The sequence below is a fragment of the Pseudonocardia sp. DSM 110487 genome, from assembly GCF_019468565.1.
Taxonomy (GTDB): Bacteria; Actinomycetota; Actinomycetes; order Mycobacteriales; family Pseudonocardiaceae; genus Pseudonocardia.
In genome coordinates this window covers 5,597,212-5,616,527 of record NZ_CP080521.1, presented here as the reverse complement: position 1 = coordinate 5,616,527, position 19,316 = coordinate 5,597,212, and the positions used below count along the sequence as shown (strand labels likewise).

At 71.9% G+C, this 19,316-nt stretch carries 18 protein-coding genes; 2 read left to right on the top strand and 16 right to left on the bottom strand.

The genetic code is table 11. The annotated features are described in order from the left end of the window. Nucleotides 1-9 precede the first annotated feature (9 nt). The gene (locus tag K1T35_RS26165; RefSeq protein WP_255620751.1) at nt 10-1,485 is read right to left on the bottom strand and encodes a glutamate-cysteine ligase family protein; all 1,476 of its coding nucleotides are present in this window, start codon (nt 1,483-1,485) and stop codon (nt 10-12) included. A 159-nt stretch (nt 1,486-1,644) separates the two neighbouring features. On the opposite strand from K1T35_RS26165, the gene K1T35_RS26160 reads away from it, so the two are divergent. Continuing rightward, entirely contained in the window at nt 1,645-3,279 is a 1,635-nt protein-coding gene (locus tag K1T35_RS26160; RefSeq protein ID WP_220254415.1) for a glycoside hydrolase family 13 protein, read from the top strand. A 23-nt stretch (nt 3,280-3,302) separates the two neighbouring features. Here K1T35_RS26160 and K1T35_RS26155 read toward each other — a convergent pair whose 3' ends face one another. The 11 genes from K1T35_RS26155 to K1T35_RS26105 all read right to left on the bottom strand — a co-directional run bounded on the left by K1T35_RS26155 (nt 3,303) and on the right by K1T35_RS26105 (nt 15,603). After that, complete coding sequence (locus tag K1T35_RS26155) at nt 3,303-4,145, bottom strand: sugar phosphate nucleotidyltransferase (RefSeq protein WP_220254414.1); 843 nt, start codon at nt 4,143-4,145, stop codon at nt 3,303-3,305. 50 nt (nt 4,146-4,195) lie between these two features. Further along, the gene (locus tag K1T35_RS26150) at nt 4,196-5,122 is read right to left on the bottom strand and encodes a DMT family transporter (protein ID WP_220254412.1); all 927 of its coding nucleotides are present in this window, start codon (nt 5,120-5,122) and stop codon (nt 4,196-4,198) included. A 189-nt stretch (nt 5,123-5,311) separates the two neighbouring features. Next, nucleotides 5,312-5,698, bottom strand: coding sequence for a hypothetical protein (locus K1T35_RS26145; protein ID WP_220254411.1), 387 nt, complete (start codon nt 5,696-5,698; stop codon nt 5,312-5,314). A gap of 585 nt (nt 5,699-6,283) precedes the next feature. After that, on the bottom strand, nt 6,284-7,123 hold the full coding sequence (locus K1T35_RS26140; RefSeq protein ID WP_220254408.1) for an SAM-dependent methyltransferase: 840 nt from the start codon (nt 7,121-7,123) through the stop codon (nt 6,284-6,286). Nucleotides 7,124-7,186: 63 nt separating this feature from the next. Continuing rightward, nucleotides 7,187-8,083, bottom strand: a complete 897-nt coding sequence (locus tag K1T35_RS26135) for a helix-turn-helix transcriptional regulator (RefSeq protein WP_220254406.1) — start codon at nt 8,081-8,083, stop codon at nt 7,187-7,189. A 108-nt stretch (nt 8,084-8,191) separates the two neighbouring features. Further along, the gene (locus tag K1T35_RS26130) at nt 8,192-9,181 is read right to left on the bottom strand and encodes an aldose epimerase family protein (protein WP_220254401.1); all 990 of its coding nucleotides are present in this window, start codon (nt 9,179-9,181) and stop codon (nt 8,192-8,194) included. 23 nt (nt 9,182-9,204) lie between these two features. Further along, the gene (araA, locus tag K1T35_RS26125) at nt 9,205-10,692 is read right to left on the bottom strand and encodes an L-arabinose isomerase (protein WP_220254394.1); all 1,488 of its coding nucleotides are present in this window, start codon (nt 10,690-10,692) and stop codon (nt 9,205-9,207) included. Further along, the gene (locus K1T35_RS26120; protein ID WP_220262866.1) at nt 10,689-11,372 is read right to left on the bottom strand and encodes an L-ribulose-5-phosphate 4-epimerase; all 684 of its coding nucleotides are present in this window, start codon (nt 11,370-11,372) and stop codon (nt 10,689-10,691) included. The genes araA and K1T35_RS26120 overlap by 4 nt, the downstream gene beginning before the upstream one ends. A gap of 5 nt (nt 11,373-11,377) precedes the next feature. After that, a complete protein-coding gene (araB, locus tag K1T35_RS26115; RefSeq protein ID WP_220254393.1) occupies nt 11,378-13,057 on the bottom strand; it encodes a ribulokinase in 1,680 nt (559 codons plus the stop codon). 382 nt (nt 13,058-13,439) lie between these two features. Next, nucleotides 13,440-14,351: a hypothetical protein gene (locus K1T35_RS26110; protein WP_220254392.1), complete on the bottom strand. Its 912-nt coding sequence runs from the start codon at nt 14,349-14,351 to the stop codon at nt 13,440-13,442. A 205-nt stretch (nt 14,352-14,556) separates the two neighbouring features. After that, entirely contained in the window at nt 14,557-15,603 is a 1,047-nt protein-coding gene (locus K1T35_RS26105; protein ID WP_255620744.1) for a LacI family DNA-binding transcriptional regulator, read from the bottom strand. A gap of 62 nt (nt 15,604-15,665) precedes the next feature. On the opposite strand from K1T35_RS26105, the gene K1T35_RS26100 reads away from it, so the two are divergent. Then, nucleotides 15,666-15,869, top strand: a complete 204-nt coding sequence (locus tag K1T35_RS26100) for a hypothetical protein (protein WP_220254388.1) — start codon at nt 15,666-15,668, stop codon at nt 15,867-15,869. Between the two features lie 162 nt (nt 15,870-16,031). Here the strand turns inward: K1T35_RS26100 and K1T35_RS26095 are convergent, their stop codons facing one another. The 4 genes from K1T35_RS26095 to K1T35_RS26080 are packed head-to-tail and all read right to left on the bottom strand — an operon-like array spanning nt 16,032 to nt 19,289. Further along, entirely contained in the window at nt 16,032-16,394 is a 363-nt protein-coding gene (locus K1T35_RS26095; protein WP_220254386.1) for a DUF2784 domain-containing protein, read from the bottom strand. 17 nt (nt 16,395-16,411) lie between these two features. Beyond that, complete coding sequence (larA, locus tag K1T35_RS26090; RefSeq protein WP_220254384.1) at nt 16,412-17,710, bottom strand: nickel-dependent lactate racemase; 1,299 nt, start codon at nt 17,708-17,710, stop codon at nt 16,412-16,414. Beyond that, entirely contained in the window at nt 17,707-18,492 is a 786-nt protein-coding gene (locus K1T35_RS26085) for a 5-formyltetrahydrofolate cyclo-ligase (protein ID WP_220254383.1), read from the bottom strand. Before K1T35_RS26085 ends, larA begins: the two co-directional genes overlap by 4 nt. Continuing rightward, a complete protein-coding gene (locus K1T35_RS26080) occupies nt 18,489-19,289 on the bottom strand; it encodes an SDR family oxidoreductase (RefSeq protein WP_220254381.1) in 801 nt (266 codons plus the stop codon). The genes K1T35_RS26085 and K1T35_RS26080 overlap by 4 nt, the downstream gene beginning before the upstream one ends. Nucleotides 19,290-19,316: the final 27 nt, after the last annotated feature.

Sequence of the window (19,316 nt, the reverse complement as noted above, 5' to 3'; positions counted from 1 at the left end):
CGTATCCACTCACGAGGGGGTGGCGCGCTGCCAGGTGTGCACGGGTTCGTTCGCGTGCATGTACTCGACGTAGCGCCCCAGCATCTCGTGCAGCGCGATGAGCCGGTTCCCGCCGAGCGCGCGCACGGTGTCGACCTGCCACGAGGCGCCGTTCATGCCGGTGACGCAGCGGGCCTCGATGATGCCGAGCAGCCGGTCGCGCACGTCAGGGTCGACGCCCCATGCGTCCAGGCCCTGGTGCGCCAGCGGCAGCAGCCTGCGCAGCACCAGTTCGGCGGCGGGCACCGGACCGAGGCCGGGCCAGTAGATCGAGGCGTCGAGGCCGTCGCGGGCGCCGCTGTGGAAGTTCTCCTCGGCCGCGGAGAACGACATCTGCGACCACACCGGCCGCTCGTGGTGGGCGAGCGTGTGCACAAGGCCGTAGTAGAACGCGGCGTTGGCCATGGCGTCCACGACGGTCGGCCCAGCGGGCAGCACCCGGTTCTCCACGCGCAGGTGCGGCCGCCCGTCGACGACGGCGTAGATGGGCCGGTTCCAGCGGTAGATCGTGCCGTTGTGCAGGGAGAGCTCGTCGAGCTTCGGCACCTCGCCGCGCCCGAGCTGCTCGATCGGGTCGGTGTCCTCGCAGATCGGCAGCAGCGCGGGGAAGTACCGGGTGTTCTCCTCGAACAGGTCGAACACCGACGTGATCCAGCGCTCGCCGAACCACACCCGTGGCCGGACCCCCTGCTCCTTGAGTTCCTCGGGCCGCGTGTCGGTGGCCTGCTCGAACAGCGGGACGCGGGTCTCGCGCCACAGCTCCGTGCCGAACAGGTACGGCGAGTTCGCGGCGAGCGCGAGCTGCACGCCCGCGATCGCCTGCGCCGCGTTCCAGTACTGGGCGAACTCCGATGGGCTGACCTGCAGGTGTAGCTGGAAGCTCGTGCAGGCGGCCTCCGGAGTGATCGAGTCGGTGTACGTGCGCAGCTGCTCCACGCCCTGGATGGACAGCGCCATGTCCTCGCCCCGCGCGGCGAAGATCTGGTCGTTGAGCAGGGCATAGCGCGGGTTCGCGCTCATCGAGTCGATGCTCACGTGGCGTGGCATGAGGGTCGGGAGTATCCCGATCATCACCAGGAGGGCATCTCCGGACCGGGCGCGCTCGTCGGCGGCGTTGAGGCTGGCCCGCACGGTCTCCTCGAACGAGACGAGCCCGGTCCCGCCGATCTCGCGCGGCGGGACGTTGATCTCGATGTTGAACTGGCCGACCTCGGTCTGGAAGCTGCGGTCGGCGACGAGCGCGAGCACCTGCTCGTTGACGTTGGCGGGCTCGCCGCGCTCGTCGACGATGTTGAGCTCGATCTCAATGCCCGTGAGCGGGCGATCGAAGTCGAACTGCGACTCACGCAGCATCTGGGCCAGCGCGTCGAGGCTGCGGCGAGTCTTGTCCCGGAACCTGCGCCGGTCTTCCCTGCTGAACACCATGTGCTCGACGTCGCGCCCCACCGGATGCCCCTCCGTCGGACGTGCGGGTATCGACCTCCATCGTCGGCCCGCGGGAGCTCGGCGTCCATCCGGAGGCCGCCTGCACCAGTGGTAGCTGAGTCGTGAGCGCCGCTCCGCCCGGCGGTTAGGCTCGGCACCGGGCGATTCGAGGGGAGCTACATGGCTGGCTGGTGGCGTGACGCGGTGGTCTACCAGGTCTACATCCGCAGCTTCGCCGACGGGAACGGCGACGGCACCGGCGACATCGCCGGCCTCCGTTCCCGCCTGGACTACCTGCGCGACCTCGGCGTGGACGCGTTGTGGATCAACCCGTGGTATCCGTCGCCGATGGCCGACGGCGGCTACGACGTGGCCGACTACCGCGCCGTCGAGCCCGTGTTCGGCACGGCCGACGAGGCCGCCGCGATGATCGAGGAGGCCCACGCGCGCGGCATGCGGGTGATCCTCGACATCGTCCCCAACCACACGTCCGACCGGCACGCCTGGTTCCAGGCGGCCCTCGCGAGCCCGCCGGGCTCGCCGGAGCGGGCGCGCTACTGGTTCCGCCCCGGGCGCGGGGCCAACGGTTCCGAGCCGCCCAACGACTGGCGCAGCGTCTTCGGCGGACCCGCCTGGACGCGGGTGCCGGACGGGGAGTGGTACCTGCACCTGTTCGACTCCTCGCAGCCCGACTTGAACTGGGACCACGAGGACGTGCGCGCCGAGTTCGAGGCGGTGCTGCGGTTCTGGTTCGACCGCGGGGTGGACGGCTTCCGCATCGACGTGGCCAACGGCCTGGTCAAGCGGCCCGACCTGCCCGACCTCGGTCCGCACGACGAGGAGGCGGTGCTGCTGCCCGCCGACCGCCCCGACCACCCGCACTGGGACCGCGACGGCGTGCACGAGATCTACCGGGCGTGGCGCCGGGTCGCCGACTCCTACCCCGAGCCGCCGGTGTTCGTCGCGGAGGCCTGGGTGCGCTCGCCCGAGCGGCTGGCGCGCTACCTGCGTCCCGACGAGCTGCACACCGCGTTCAACTTCGACTACCTGCGGGCGCCGTGGGACGCCGACGCGTTGCGGAAGGTCATCGACGAGTCGCTCGCCACCGTCGCCGCGGTGGACGCGCCTGCCACGTGGGTGCTGTCCAACCACGACGTGGTGCGCCATGTGTCGCGGCTCGGCCGCCCGCTCACCCCGGGTGCCTACTCGCTCGCCCACCTGCCGCCGGTGGAGACGCTCGACCGGGACCTCGGCACGCGGCGGGCCCGCGCGGCCGCGCTGCTGATGCTGGCCCTGCCCGGGAGCGCGTACGTCTACCAGGGCGACGAGCTCGGCCTGTGGGAGGTCGAGGACCTGCCCGACGAGGCCAGGCAGGACCCGACCTGGGAGCGGTCGGGCCGCACGGAGGTGGGCCGCGACGGGTGCCGCGTGCCGTTGCCGTGGTCGGGCACGCAGGCGCCGTTCGGCTTCAGCCCGGACGGCACGGGCGCCGCGCCGTGGCTGCCGCAGCCTCCCGACTTCGCCACCATCACAGCGGAGGCGCAGGACGGCGACCCGGCGTCGACGCTCACGCTCTACCGGAACGCGCTGCGGCTGCGCCGCGAACAGCCCGCCCTCGGCGACGGTGAGCTCACCTGGCTCCCGGCCGGGCCGGACGTGCTGGCGTTCTCCCGTGGCGGCGGGTTCACGTGCCTGGTGAACCTCTCGCACGCCCCGGTGCCGCTACCGGAGGGTGCGCAGGTGTTGCTGGCCAGCGGTGCCCTCGACGGCGATGGGTCGCTTCCCGCGGACACCGCCGCCTGGCTCGCGACGTAGCGAGGCCCCGTCCGAGCACATTATCAGCGGGCCAGGACCTCCGTGCGCAGCTGCTGCGGCACCAGGTCGGCCGCCACGAGCCCGCTGTCGTCGAGCTCCGGCTCCCACACCATCCACGGGCGAGCGCCCGCCCGGTAGGCCGCATCGAGGGCGTGGCGCTCCTTCACCGTGTCGGCCGGCTGCCAGAACCCGCGATGGCGGTAGGCCATCAACCGGCCCTCCTTCGCCAGCGGGCGGCACGCATCCATGATCAGATCGCCGTTCTGGGGCAGGTAGTCGAAGATCTCCGGGCGCAGCACGAAGTAGCCGCCGTTCTCCCACAGCGGCATCTCCTGCAACGTGGTGATCCCGGCAACCCGGTCGTCGTCACCCACGTCGACGCAGTGGAACGCCGACTGCGGCGGCACCGCCAACAGCGCGCCCACCGCGTCCGAGCGCCGGAACTTCTCCACCATCCTGTTCAGCGGCAGGTCGGTGAGCACGTCGGCGTAGTTGGCCAGGAACATCTCCTCGCCCGCCACGTGCCGGCGCACCCGCCGCAGCCGCTCCCCGATCGGGGAGTCGAGCCCGGTGTGCACGAACGTGATGGTCCAGTCGGAGATGTCGCTGCCCAAGAGGTGCACGTCCCCGCCGCGCAGCACGAAGTCGTTGGACGCGGTCTCGGAGTAGGTCAGGAAGAAGTCCTTGATGTGGTGGGCCCCGTAGCCGAGGCACAGCACGAAGTCGGTGTGCCCGAAGTGCGCGTAGTAGCGCATCACGTGCCAGATCAGCGGCCGCGGTCCCACCGGGTGCATCGGCTTGGGCAGATCGGACATCCCGTCCCGCATCCGCATCCCGAACCCACCGCAGAACAGCACGACCTTCATCCGTTGAACCCCACGTCGTCGCGACGGGACCTCCCCCTGAAGGCCCTTGATCACTCCATAGTGCCTGCGGACGCGATCGCGGGCAGTGTGTTCTTCTTCCTGCTCGGTCGAGCCCGCACCCCGAGCAGCAGCCCGGCGACGACCAGCGCCGTCCCTGCCCACACGCCGGCGCCGGGAACGGGGCCACCGAGCAGCACGCCGATCGCGGCCGCGGCGACGGGGGCGACGCCGGTCAGCAGACCCGCGAGCGCGCTGCCGAGCCGCCCGACCGCCGAGTACCAGAGGACGAACGCGATCGCCGTCAGGACGACCGCCAGGTACGCGATCGCGACGAGGTGGGGCACGCGCAGGGTCGTCACTGCGGTCGGGCCCTCCGTCACGGCCGCGAGCACCGTGAGCTGGGCCGTGGCGATCCAGCAGGTGTGCACCGACACGCCCCACGGTCCGTGCCGGCGCAGCACCGGCACCGCGAGCAGGGTGAACCCGACCTCGCACACCAGCACCACGGCCGCCCATCCCAGCCCGGCGAGGTCGGTGCGGCCGCCGGTCTGCACCAGCGCCGCGCCCGCAGTCACGACGACCGCGGCGAGCACCGTGCCCCGGGCCGGTCGCCCGCCCTCCATCAGCGGGCCGACGAGCGCGAGTACCACCGGTACGCACGCCACGGCGACCCCGATCGCGGCCGGCTCCGCGTGCTCCGAGCCGCGCACCAGCGCGACGTTGAACAGCACGAGCCCGAGAGCGGCGACCCCGAGCAGCCACAGCCACTCGGTGCCGCGCGGCGCACGCAGCGGTACCCGGGCGGCGCGGGCCAGCGCGAGCAGCAGCAATGAGGCCGACGCGTAGCGGATCGCCTGGACGGTGAACAGTGGGGCGTCGGCCAGCACACCGGACACGGCGACGCCGGCGCCGACGCACGCCATGCCGGCGGCGCCCATCGCGAGCGCGCCACCCCGGGTCTCGGATCGGATCGTCATGGGCACAGCCTGCGCCATAATGGTCCTCCGATGAGGTCCATTCGACTGCCTTGCTGTAGGTCCAATCCTGCCGCGTACCGATCGTCGTGCCGGCGCCCGAACGCGGACAGGCCCCAACTCCGGCTGGGCAGCACGCCACGGCCGCGACAGCAGCGGTGTGCTACTCGGATCGATCACACGTAGTGCGCCCTACCGCGGCGACACGCACTCCGGCTGCTCGGTCTCGGCCCCGTCCGCCCCGAAGACCTCGAAACAGTAGCCCCGGTCGGGCTCCGTCGCGACGGTGATGGTCGTGTCGTCGACGTCCGACTCGAACCGCCCTGCGCCCGTGGTCGGGTCGATCAGCACGTCGTACGGTCCTGAGCCTCCGGACCACGTCAGTGTCATGGCGAGGCTGCCGTTCCGGGTGACCTGCAGGTCGATGGCATCCGCGCTCGCCGTCGTCTCCGCCGGGCGGCTCATCGCATGGGCCTGCACGGATGCGGTCGCGGGTGCCGGGGCTGACGCGGCGCTCGCGACGGGGCCGGTGACGGCGCCCGCGACCACGGCGACGATGACGAAACTCCTGGCGGCCATGGCTGGTCCTCTCTCCTCGTAAGGCTATGGATCTCGGTCGGTTCGCCGGCGGAGGTCGCGGGGCAAGTGAGGGGCCTCCTCGCCGAGGGAATCGTGTGGGTCGAGCGCGAAGATGCATCGAGCATTCCGGCGTTTCCGGGCGCAGAGCGGCCTGCCCGGGAGGCGACTTCGAATTTGTGATATCCGGGCACGAGCTCGACCGGGGAAGGCCCGTCGCCTGAAATATCTGGCGCAGCCGGGTCCCTGGAGATACGCGTGCCGACCGTTTGTCCGGCCGATCTCCGGCCGACCGTCAGCCCATCTCGGCGATGTGCCGATGTGGTGTCCGCCGAGTCGGCGGATCTATGGCGGCGAAGTGCCGCGGCGTGGGGCGGCGGCTGTCATCGGGTGGGTGCTCCTCTGGAAGATCCGATCGCTTTCCCTTGGCGAGTTCATTTCGGCATAGCTGCCAGAGATTCGTGGCCGATCGCTCGATGTTCACTCGAACGGCCTACGTGTGACGCACCCGCCGGTCGCTCGCGCACCGGCTCCGCTCGCGCTTCCCGCCGAACGGGAAGCGCCGGCCCCGCGCCCGCGGGGCCGGGCCTACGGCTTCAGGCCGATGCCGGCGACCAGCATTGCGTGGGCCGGGTTGTCGGGCTCGGGGAAATCGGGGCTCGGTCGCCACGTGTTGGCGGGAACGAAACCGGGCTCGATCAGTTCGAGGCCGTCGAAGTACACGAGCTGCTCGTCAACGGGGCGGAAGCACCGGGTACCCATGTGGGTCTCCGCGAAGATCCGGTTGAGCTCCTTCGCGCGAGGGTCCCCGGGATCGGCGCAGCCGCAGTGCACCAGATAACCGCCCGACGGGAGGTGGGCGCGGATGCGAGCCGCGATTCCGGTGGGATCCTCATCATCCTCGAGATGCATCATGACGCCACCGAGCAGTACCGCGAACGGTTCGTCTGTGTCGATGAGCCGGCGAACGTCGGCATTCCGGAAGATCCCGTCGGGGTCTCGGAGATCCGCGGTGACCACAGTGGTGTTGTCGTCGGTGCTGAGCAGGGCGCGACCGTACGCGAGCACGATCGGGTCCTTGTCCACGTACGCCACACGGACGTTCGGATCGATCGACTGGGCGATCTCGTGGACGTTGCCCGCCGTTGGCAGTCCCGACCCGATGTCGAGGATCTGCTTGATCCCTGCCTCGCCGACCAGGAATTCCACCGCTCGGCGAACGAATGCGCGGTTCGCTTTTGCCAGCAGCGGAGTCTCCCTGACCGCGTCGATCATGGCCTGTGAGGCTTGACGGTCGACGTCGTAGTTGTGCTTTCCGCCGAGCAAGTAGTCGTACACGCGGGAGATCGCCGGCGTGTTCGTGTCGATGCCGGCCGGAACCGGCTCCGCTGCCGCGGTCGCGCTGTGCAGGCCCGTCGATTCCGTCACGGTTCGTCCCCTCGGGTGTTCGCTGAATGGTTGGTCGATCACCGAACTGCGGAACCCGCGACGTCAGAGCGCGTCGCGGACGGACGCGATCATCTCGCTGGACCGTGCGGGCGTCAGGGCGCCCGCGGCCAGCCGGTCGACGATCTTGAGATAGAGATCCACGTCCTCGCTCCTGTTCAGGTAGAGGGCACTGTTGATCTGCTCGATGTAGACGATGTCGGGCAGGTCGGGTTCGGTGAAACGCAGCAGCGTGAACGAGCCGCCGAGTACCGCGGCGTCGCTTCGGTCGAACGGCACGACCTGCACGGTGATGTTCGGGCGCTTGCTGGCCTCGACCATGTGGTCGAGCTGGTCGCGCATGATCTCCCGGCTGCCCATGATCCGCCGCAGCGCGGATTCGTCGATCACTGCCCAGTAGTCGGGAGGGTTCGGCATGGAGAGCAGCTCCTTACGGTGCATCCGCAGCTCGACGCGCTGGCTCACCTGGTCGACCCGGACGAGTCGGCCGAGGTCGATCACGGCGTTGGCGTAGGCCTCGGTCTGCAGGAGTCCCGGGACGTACTGGGCCTCGTAACACCGGATGATCGCGGCCGCCTGTTCCAGCCCCACGAAGGTCGAGAACCAGCCGGGGACGGTGTCGTTGTAGCGGTGCCACCAGGCGGGCTCGTTGGCCTGCTCGGCCAGCCGCACCACTGAGTCCCGCGTCGATTCGTCGGTGACCCCGTACATGGCGAGGAGGTCTGCTACATCCCGGCGTTTGAACCCGACTCGGCCTGCCTCGAGCCGGCTGATCTTGGCTTCCGAGGCACGGATGGCGTAGCCGGCCGCCTCCCGGGTGATGCCGCTCGCCTCGCGCAGCCGGCGAAGCTGCGCGCCGACGAGGAGGCGCAGGACCGTGGAACCGCCCCGAGCCTCGGCCTGGACAGCCCGCAGCGAGTCGCCCTCCTGGCCGTCGGCCATCGTCGCCCCCCGCGGGTCATTGCGGAACGGGGCAATACGGTACCGCGGGCCATGCCTCGGTGGGGCGAACCGACTGCCTGCGATGCGGGCGCTGCTGATCCGCTCTTGCTACGCAGTAGCGAACGTGAAGACCATCCGGGAGCGGTACTCCTCGCCCGGCCGCAGGACCGTGGACGGGTAGTCCGGGTGGTTCGGCGCGTCCGGGAACCCCTGTGCCTCCAGGCAGAAGGCGTCGGTCTGGCGTGCGGCGGTGCCGTCGCGCAGCACGAGCGAGCCGTTCAGCATGTTGCCCGAGTAGAACTGCACGCCGGGCTGGTCGGTGCGCAGGTCGAGGGTGCGGCCGCTGCGGGGCTCGACCACGCGGGCGGCGGCGCGCAGCTCGCCGGGCGAACCGTCGACGACGTAGTTGTGGTCGTGTCCCTGTACCGCGACGAGCTGGGGGTGCCCGTCGCGGACGCGGGCGCCGAGGCGTGCTGGGGAGCGGAAGTCGAGTGGCGTGCCGTCCACGGGGATGGGCGCGCCGGTGGGCAGCGATCGGTCGTCCACCGGCAGGACGTGGCCGGCGTAGAGCTGCACCTCGTGGTCCTCGGCGCTGCCGCCGCCCGCCAGGTTCCAGTAGGTGTGGTTGGTCAGGTTCACCACGGTCGGCTTGTCGGTGGTGGCGGTGTGCTCGATGCGCAGCTCCGGGCCGTCGACGGTGTAGGTGACGGCGGCCGCGAGCGTGCCGGGGAAGCCGTTGTCGCCGTCGGGACTGGTGTGGCGGAGCGTCAGCGACGTTCCGTCGGGACCGTCCGTGCTCCACTCGGCGGACTCGAAGGCGCCCGGCCCGCCGTGCAGCGCGTTCTCGCCCTCGTTCGGCGGGATCCGGTACTCGACGCCGTCGAGGGTGAACCGGGCCCCGCCGATCCGGTTGGCGTAGCGGCCCACGCAGGCGCCGAGGTAGCCGGTGTCGCGCCGGTACGCGTCGAGGTCGGCGAGGCCGAGCGCGATGTCGGCCCACGTCCCGTCGCGGTCCGGGGTGCGGACCGAGACGATCCGCGCCCCATAGGTGATCACGCCGACCTCGAGCGCGCTGCTGCGCAGCCACATGACGTCCATGAGCACTGTCTACAGTGCTGCTTCTACAGGGCGCCGGCGAGCCGGTAGTAGGCCTGGTTCCAGCGCAGCTCCTGCTGGAACCGGCGCACCCGCGTGTCGGCGTCGATCACGACGAGCTCGGTGCGGGCGAACTCGGCGAGGTCGGCGACCTCATCGGTGGAAAGGGCCGTGGAGAGCACGGTGTGGTGCGGGCCACCGGCCATGATCCAGGTCTCCGCCGAGGTGGCGAGATCCGGCCGCGGCTCCCACACCGCCCGGGCGACGGGGAGGTTGGGCAGCGGCTCGTCGGCCGGCACCAGGTCGATCTCGTTGAGCACGAGCCGGAAGCGGTCGCCCATGTCGGACATGCCGACGACGACGGCCTCGCCCGGCTCGGCGTCGAACACCATCCGGACCGGGTCCTCGCGGTTGCCGATGCCGAGCGGGTGGATCTCCACGCGCGGGGTGGCGGCCGCGATCGTCGGGCACACCTCGAGCATGTGCGCGCCCAGCACCTTCGGGGTGCCCGGGCCGAGGTGGTAGGTGTAGTCCTCCATGAACGACGTGCCGCCGGGCAGGCCATCTGCCGCGACCTTCAGCGTGCGCAGCAGGGTGGCCGTCTTCCAGTCGCCCTCGCCCGCGAATCCGTAGCCCTCCGCCATCAGCCGCTGCACGGCGAGACCGGGCAGCTGGCGCAAAGCGCCGAGGTCCTCGAAGTTGGTGGTGAACGCCTTCGCGCCGATCTTGTCCAGCAGGGCGCGCAGGCCGAGCTCGATCCGCGCGCTGTAGCGCAGCGACTCGTGCCGCTCGCCGCCGCGACGCAGCTCACCGGCGACCTCGTAGCGCTCCTCGTACTCGGCCACGAGGCGGTCGACCTCGGCGTCGAGGCTCGCGTGCACGGCGTCGGCGAGGTCGGTGACCGCGTAGCCGTTGACCGTGACGCCCCAGCGCCACTGCGCCTCGGTGCGGTCGCCTTCGGTGACGGCGACGTCGCGCATGGTGTCGCCGAAGCGGGCGAGCCGCAGCGAGCGGACCTCGGCCCAGCCCCGCGCCGCACGGGTCCACGACGCGACCTTGCGCTGCACGACCGCGTCGGAGACGTGCCCGGCGACGATCTTGCGGACCACGCCGAGCCTGGCCTCGATGTAGCCGAACTCCCGGTCGCCGTGGGCGGCCTGGTTCAGGTTCATGAAGTCCATGTCGATCGTGGACCACGGCAGGGCCTGGTTGGCCTGCGTGTGCAGGTGCAGCAGCGGCTTCTGCAAAGCGTCGAGGCCGTGGATCCACATCCGGGCGGGCGAGAACGTGTGCATCCACGCGATCACGCCGATGCAGTCCGGGTCGGCGTTCGCCGCCAGCATGGTTTGGTGGATGCCCGGCGAGTCGGTGAGGACCGGCTTCCAGGCGAGCTCGACCGGCAGGGCCGCCCCGAGCTCCTTGGCGATCTCCTGCGACTGCTGCGCGACCTGCTGCAGCGTCTCCTCGCCGTAGAGCCCCTGGCTCCCGGTCAGGAACCACACCCGTCCGGTCATTTGGAGCCCCCCTGCTGGCCGTAGACGTTCTGGTAGCGGTCGTAGAGCGCGTCGACGTCGTCCTGCGGGATCGGCTGGAGCGGGCCCATCTGGCGGGCGATGAACGTCGAGCGGGCGACGTCCTCGCACATCACGGCCGCCTTCACCGCGGCCTTCGGGTCCGGGCCGATCGAGAACACGCCGTGGTTCTTCATGATCACCGCGCGGGAGCGGTGCCCGGTGAGGGTGTCCACGATGCCGCGGCCGATGGCGTCGTCGCCGATGCGGGCGAACGGGCCGAGCGGGATCGGGCCGCCGAACTCGTCGGCCATCGCCGTCAGGACGCACGGGATCGGCTCACCGAGCGCGGCCCACGCGCTCGCGTATCCGGAGTGGGTGTGCACGACGCCGCCGACGTCGGGCATGTGCCGGTAGACGTGCGCGTGCGCCTCGGTGTCGCTGGAGGGGGAGTAGTCGCCCTCGACGAGCGTGCCGTCCAGGTCGCAGACCACCATCCGGTCGGCGGACAGGTCGTCGTAGGACACACCGCTCGGCTTGATGACCATCAGGTCGTGGCCGGGCACCCGGGCGGAGACATTGCCCGCCGTCCAGACGACGAGGCCGTAGCGCACCAGCTCGGCGTGCAGGGCGGCGACGCGCTCACGCAGCTCGTCGACAGCCGCCTTGGCGGACTCGGGGATGGCAGTCACTTGTTATTCACCGCAGCCCGTCGGATCGCGCGCAACCGGTGCAGAACATCGTTCTCTCCTCGTCCGAAGTAGTCGTGCAGGCGGCGGTACTCGGCGTAGAGCGCGTCGTAGGCGCGGGTGCGCTCGGGGTCGGGGGTGTAGGCGTTCCGGTTCGCGCCGCCCATGGCCGCGGCGGCGGCCCGCACGTCCGGGTAGGCGCCCGCGGCGACGGCGGCGTGGATGGCCGCGCCGAGGGCGGGCCCCTGCTCGGAGACGATCGTCGAGAGCGGCATGTTGCACACGTCGGCGTAGAGCTGCATGAGGAACCTGTTCTTCAGCAGCCCGCCCGCCACCACCAGCTCCCGGACCGGCACACCGGACGCCTCGAAGGACTCGATGATCGTGCGGGTGCCGAACGCGGTGGCTTCCAGGAGCGCGCGGTAGGTGTGTTCGGGCCGGGTGGCCAGCGTCTGGCCGATGATCACACCGGAGAGCTCGTGGTCGACGAGCACGGAGCGGTTGCCGGAGTGCCAGTCCAGTGCGACGAGCCCGTGCTCGCCGACCTCCTGCTCGGCGGCCAGCTCGGTGAGCAGCGCGTGCACGTCGATGCCGCGCTCGGCGGCGCGCTGGTGGTACTCCGGCGGTACGGACGTCTCGACGAACCAGCCGAAGATGTCGCCGACGCCGCTCTGGCCGGCCTCGTAGCCCCAGGTTCCGCGCAGGACGCCGCCGTCGACCACGCCGCACATGCCGGGCACCTCGGCAAGCTGCTCGCCGATCATCACGTGGCACGTGGAGGTGCCCATGATCGCAACCAGCTGGCCGGGCTCGAGCGCGTTCGCGGCCGGCACGGTGGCGTGCGCGTCGAGGTTGCCGACCGCCACCGCGATGCCCTCGGGCAGCCCGGTCCAGGCCGCGGCCTCCGCGGTGAGGCCGCCGGCGCGGTCGCCGAGCTGGGCGATCGGGTGCTCCAGCTTGTCGGTGACGAAGCCGGCGAAGTCGGGGTTCAGCGCGGCGAGGTAGTCCCGGTCGGGGTGGTGTCCGTCCTGGTAGATGCCCTTGTAGCCGACGACGCAGGCGTTGCGGACGTACGTGCCGGACAACTTCCAGATGATCCAGTCGGCGGCCTCGACCCAGCGCTCGGTGCGCGCGTAGACCTCGGGGTCCTCCTCGAGGAGCTGCAGCGCCTTGGCGAACTCCCACTCGCTGGAGATCCGCCCGCCGTAGCGCGCGAGCCATGCCTCACCGCGCTCCTCGGCGACCTTGTTGATGCGGTCGGCCTGGCCCTGCGCGGCGTGGTGCTTCCACAGCTTCGGGTAGGCGTGCGGGCGGTCGGCGAACTCGGGCAGGTCGGAGAGCGGGGTGCCGTCGGTGAGCGTGGGCATGACCGTCGACGCGGTGAAGTCGGTGGCGATACCGATCACCTCGCGCGGTTCGACGCCCGCGGCGGCCACCGCCTTCGGTACGGCGACCTTGAGCACCTCGATCCAGTCGCCCGGCATCTGAAGGGCCCAGTCCGGCGGGAGGGTCGCGCCGGTGGTGGGCAGGGTGTGGTCGACGACCCCGTGGGGGTAGGGGTGCACGGCACTCGCCAGCTCGGCGCCGTCGGACACGCGAACAACGACCGCGCGCCCGGACAGCGTGCCGAAGTCGATGCCGACGGTGACGGCGCCCTGTGGGCTGTGCGGACTCGGCACGGTGCTCTCTCCCGTCGAACGGCGTTGTTAGCGCTCACAATCGGGGGCGGGGTGGGGACTTGTCAAGACGGCGCGCGAACTCCTCTGACATCCTTGGTGGCGGCCCGCGTCTGTCGTCGCTGGACGCCGGGGTGCGCGAGGCCGCGGGTACTCACGCACCCCGTATCCGCCGGCGCGGCCGCTTTCGGCCGGCGCTACCCGTCAACGGGTGCATCAGCCGAGACTGGGTGCGTGAGCGGAGGAGGGGGGTGTGCCTGGTGGCACGGCGAGGAGTTGCTCGCGCACCCCTTCTCGGCCCGCGCACCTCGTGTCCGCCCGCGCTGCCCATCGACGGGCCGCGTGAGCCGACGCCGGGCGCGTGAGCCGACATGGGATGCGCGGGTCAGCGGAAGGAACGGGCGATCCGGGCAGCCACGGGTGCGAAATCGTCGAGCTCGTCCCATGTCCAGCGCGCGAAGCCGTAGCCCAGGGCGCGCACCGCGTCCTCGCGAACCTTCTCGGCGAAGACGACATCGCCCGGCGTCCGCCCAGGCGGGACGAGCCTGCCGTACTTCACCTCGCCGTCGAACTCGCCGACCGCGCGCTGGGCGACCCAGCCGAAGTCCGTGACGGCGACGCTGCCCGCCAGCCGCACGGGGTACTGCAGTTGCGGAACGGGCAGGCCGGCGCGGGCGATGGCGATCCGGCTGAGTGACTCCCCTGGCGACATCGCTCCGCGTCGGGCGAATCCGATCGCCCTCCGGGCGGCCGGTGCGCCAGGCCAGCCGGTGGCCCTTCGAAGAGCCGCATCCAGCGCGGAGGAGGTGAGGTCCGAGTGCGTGTTCAGCGCGGAATCTGCGACGACCACCGCCTGCTCGAACGGGACGCTGCGGGCGATGTCGGTGATCGTGCGGGCGAGTGAGGTCACGAGGACGCCGTCGAGCGAGGTGATCTCGGTGGGTTCGAGCGGTGCGACGTGCCGGTGCACCACCGAGCCGATCCGTCCGCCGGAGCGCTCTGACCGGGTGACGTGCACGTGATCGAGCGGGATCCCCCAGACGTCCAGACCGTGCAGCAGCGCGGCGGACACATGGCTGACCACGGTGCCCGGGGCGAGCGTCGGCAGCGTGGCGCGCACGAGCACCGCGTGGAGGGCGGCCGGGACGTCGAGGCGCTCGTCACCGCGGCCGAGGTAGGCACCCCGGCGGACGGGGACGAGCTCGCCCGTTCTTCGTGCTCGTTGCACCTCGTCGCTGGAGTAGCCGCGCGCGAGCAGGTGGGGGCGCAGGAGGGGAGGTTGCGTCGAGATCGTCATGACCCAAGCGTGCGGGGCGCGGCGGCCGCTGCGGTAGGTGTTGTGGCGGCCTGTGGACAACTCGGTCAGGCGGGCGCACCCCTTCGTTGCCGACGCACCTCGAGTCGGCCGGCGCTACCCATCGACGGTTGGCGTCGGCGGAGAACGGGTGCGTCGGTGCCGGCAAGAGGCGCGAGGGCCATCCACAAGGGCGGTCCGGCCGCGCTCAGGCGGGCCCGGTGCTGCGGCGCAGGACGAGGTCGGTGGGCACCAGGTCGGCCCCTGCGCCGATCGTGAAGGTCGAGGCCTCGTCCGGCCGGATGAAGTCGAGCAGCAGGCGGACCGCGCGCCGGCCCGCCTCCGGGAAGTGCTGGCGCACGGTGGTGAGCGGTGGGCCGAAGAACTCCGCCTCCGGGACGTCGTCGAACCCGACGAGGCTGACGTCCTCCGGAACCCGCCGACCGGCCTCGTCGAGGGCGCGCAGTGCGCCGAGCGCCATGTGGTCGTTGGCCACGAAGACGGCCGTGAGCCCCGGGTCGGATGAGAGGAGGCGCTGCATCGCGGCGAAGCCGGAGCGGGCGCTCCAGTCGCCTGCCTCGGGGGTGGTCACCGGCGCGCCGATCTCGGCGAGGGCCGAGTGCCAGCCCTCGACGCGCCAGCGGGCGTCGAGCCAGTCGGCGGGGCCTGCGACGTGGTGGACGGTGCGGTGCCCCAGTTCGAGCAGGTGGCGGGTGGCTCGGGCCGCGCCGCCGCGTTGGTCGATGCCGATGGCAGGCACGGTTGGGGTCTCCCCGCCGTTCCCGCCGCCGAGCAGCCCACCCACGAAGACGGTGGGCACCGGCCGCAGTTTCGCGGTGAGCACCTCCACGGCGTCGAGCTGGGCGGCGAGCGCCACGACGCCCTCGACGGACTGGTCCTGCAGCCGGTCGAGCGCCCGCTCGACCGCCTCGGAGCTGATCCTCTCGACCACCGCGATGCTGACGCCCATGCCGACCGTGCTCGCCGCCTGCTCGATGCTGTACAGCGTGCTCACCGGCCCGTAGAGCACCGTGTCGAACGTGATCACGCCGAGGGCGCCTGAGCGGCGGGTGGCGAGCGCGCGCGCCACGGCGTTGCGCCGGTAGCCGAGCTCCTCCATCGCGGCGAGCACGCGGGCCCGGGTCTGTTCGCTCACGTGGGGGGAACCGTTGACCACGCGGGAGACGGTCTGGTGGGACACGCCGGCCAGCCGCGCGACGTCGGTCATCACGGGGGCTTGAGCGGGTTCCACCATGGCGCACATGCTCGCACGCGCGGCCCGTGCGGGAGCCGACCTGAGGTGACACGCTTCGCGGTATGCCTGACGAGCAATGGTTCTACTGCCTCAAACACCACAAGGTGGAGCCGTGGGACGGCTGTCGCTCGGCCGACCGGCTCGGGCCGTACCCGGACCAGGAGACCGCGGCGCGGGCACTGGAGATCGCGCGCGAGCGCACCGAGGCGGCCGACCGCGCCGACCGGGAGTGGGCGGAGAAGGGCTCGGATCGCGACCCGGACTAAGGAGCGCCCTGAACAACTCGGACCTACTGCGCGGCGCCCAGGCGGCGCCCTCGCCGCGTTGGACGATCGCGCCGATACAACAGCGGTATCGGCGCGATCGTCCGCCTTGCGAGGACACCACCTGGACGCCGCTCGCTACGGCCCGAGTTGTTCAGGACCCTCCTAAACGGCGGCACTCCGGCGCATGCGCAGCACGAACCCCGTCCACGACACCACGACGAGCGCCGCCACCAGCAGCTGCGCCGTGAGCAGGTGCTCCTCCGGGTAGACGACGCCGGTGAGGTAGGTGTCGATGAACCCGCGGGGCAGGCCCAGCTCGCCCGCGCGCCTACGGGCGGCGTCCTCCCACGCTGTGAGCGGGCACGGGATCCCGACCGTGGCGTTGAGCGCGCCCCACAGCACCGCCGCGGCGTGCGGGACGACCGCCCACGGCCACCGCCAGGCCATGAACCCGCCCAGCGCGACGTAGGCCAGGAACCCGAAGTGCAGCAGCATCACCAGCTCGGCGAGCAGCTGGTAGCCCATGGGGCGAGGATGCCAGCTCAGGCCGGATAGGGGATGGTCTGCGGACCCTCCGGCAGCACGCAGACCCGCGCGTCCGGCCCGGCGGCGCCCAGCGCCTCGGCGACGGTGCCCGCGATGTCCGCGGTCTGCTCGAGATGGGCGGCTGCGAGCGCCTGGTCGGACAGGTACGACGTGTGCATCACGACCCGCGCGAGGCTCTGCACCTTGGCCTGCACCTGCACCTGCCACTGGTCGGGCACGGTCTCCGTGCGCGCCTCGATCGCGTCGAGCAGGGCCCGCGGCGACGGCGCCGACTCCAGGACCTCGCGGTACGAGCCGTGGTCGGGGAACCCGTCGCGGCACTCGGCCGCGCACACGATCGTGCCGCCGTCCCGTACGACCGTTGCGCCGGCCGACATGCCCTTCACTGACTGGTAGAGGTTCTGGTCGAGCGGGAAGCCCGCGTTCGTCGTCACGACCACGTCGAACCGGCCGGGCACCGGGCGCATCGCGAGCCGCTTGGCCGCCTCGCGCGCGGCGGCGTGCATCGCGAACAGCTCGCCGCCGAACGCCTCGACGATCTGCTGCTCGCGGTTGAGCACCACGTCCAGCGCGAAGTCGACATTCCCCACGGCGCCGACGACGGCCCGGATGTCATCGTGCACGGGGTTGCCCTCGCAGACCGCCCATGTGGCCTGCGGGTGCCCGATGCGCCGGGCGTCGTGGAGGGTGAGCACGGTGTCGAGCCCGGCGAGGCCGGGAGCCACCAGCTTGGGCCCGCCGCTGAAACCGGCGAAGAAATGGGGCTCGACGAACCCGGTGGTGATCCGCAGGTCGGCCTCCACCCAGTAGCGGTTCAGCCACACCGGCACGCCGTTGCCGTGGGTTCCCCCGCCGTGAGTGCCCAGGTGCACGAGCAACGACGGGTCACGGGCGTCGTGGTTGATCACGTGCACGGTGTCGGCGACCTCGTCGCCGAGCATCGTCCGGATCTCGGACTCGGTGTTGCCGCGGTGCGTCCCGGTGGCGACGATGATCACCACGTCGTCGAGGTCGACGACCCCGTCGAGCTCCTCGAGCACCGCCGGGATCATGAGGTGCCTCGGCTGCGCCCTTGTGCCGTCGCACATCGAGACCGCGACGCGCTGCCCTGGTCGGGCGAGCTCACGCAGCGGCGGCCCGGCCACCGGCCTGCGCAGGGCCGTGCGCAGCACCTCCCGCTGGTCGGGAGCGCCCGGCACGTAGACGGGCTCGACGACGGTGGTGCGCTCGGCCGGCAGGTCCACCGACAGGCCTGCCTCGCCGTATGCGAGCCGCACGGTTGTGGTCCCCGTCATCGCACTGCCTCCTTCTCGAGGACCCGCAACAGCGGGATCGCCTCGATCTTCTCCCGCGTGAGCTCGGACCAGCGGATGCCGTCGGCGGGCCGCGGCCCGCGCCGCTCCCGGCAGTCGATCACACGCTCGGGCGTGACGACGAGGTCGACCGGGGCGTCGTGCGGCGCGGTCGGGATCGCCCCGGCGGGCCGGATCTGCAGCTCGTGCACGGTGGTGACCACCAGTGTCCCAGGGCCGACGAGCCCAGCGGCCGTGGCGAGCGCGAACTCCAGGTCGGCGAACCCGCCACCCTTGCCCAGCCGTGCGCCGTCCTCGCCGACGGCGACGCAGCCGCTGACGACGAGGTCGACGGGGGACAGGTCGGCCACGGCCACCCGGCGCGCCGAGCGCGTCGCCCCCGCGATGGACGCGGCGCGGCGGGGCGGGTCGGCGAGGTGGTCGGGGTCGAGCAGGAAGAACGGTTCGGGCTCGGCGAGCCGCGGCACCGCCATGTAGACGGTCTTGCCGTCCTCGAGGGCCCGCTGGCGCACGGGCAGCTGCGCCGAGTCCGGGTTGGCCTTGACGGTGGCGGCCGCCCGCCACGCGTCGGTCTCGGCGAGCCGCCGGGCCGCGGCCTCGGCTCCGGTGAAGTTGGAGATGCGGTTGCGGGCGCCCGGGAAGCGCGCCACCCGCGCCTCCGACAATGCCGTCCAGACCTCGTCGCGCAGCGCCGCCTTCGCCGCGAGCAGCTCGGGGTCACCGCCCGCGTCGTGGTCGTGGCGGCGGGACGGACGAGGGCTCATGAGCCCGCGACCCGGCGTCGGTCGCCATGGGCGCGCAACCGGGCCAGTACCGGCAGCCCCAGCCGGGGCACGGCGCCCGCGATCCGCATCGCGCCCGCGCGGTAGGTCGGGATCGAGCGCACGACCCGGCGCCCGTCGAGCAGCGCGACGGCGGCGTCCGCCACCGCGGCGGGCGCGAGGAGCGTGCGCTGCGAGAACAGCATCGCGCTGTCCGGGCTGGCCTGCTCGTCGCGCACGAGCGCGGTGTCGGCGGCGTCCGGGCAGAGGGCGTGGGCGCGGATCGGCAGCCGCGCCAGGTCCAGCTCACCCTGCAGGCTGGTGGTGAAGTTGAGGACGGCCGCCTTCGTGGCCGCGTAGACCGCGAGCCCCGGCACCGGCCCGTGCGCCGACATCGACGCGATGTTGAGCAGGTGCCCGCCGCGCCCCCGCATCGCCTCGACGGCCGCGCGCGAGCCGTGCACGACGCCGAGCAGGTTGACCTCCACCTGCAGCGTGACGTCCTGTTCGGGCTGCTCCCACACCCGCCCCGCCCGCAGCACACCCGCGTTGTTGACCCACACGCCGACCGGCCCGAGCTCGGCAGCGGCCGCGGCGACGTCGGCGTGGTCGGCCGGCACCCGCGCGTCCGCCCGCATGCCCGTGGCGCCCAGCTCGCCCGCCGTGACGGCCACCGCGTCGGCGTCGAGGTCGGTGATCAGCACCCGGTGGCCGCGGGCCACGAGCCTGCGGGCGATCTCGCGGCCGAAGCCGCGGGCGGCGCCGGTGACGACGGCGACGGTGTCGCGTGCGGTGGTCACGGCGACACCCTGCCACCCCGCCCCCGG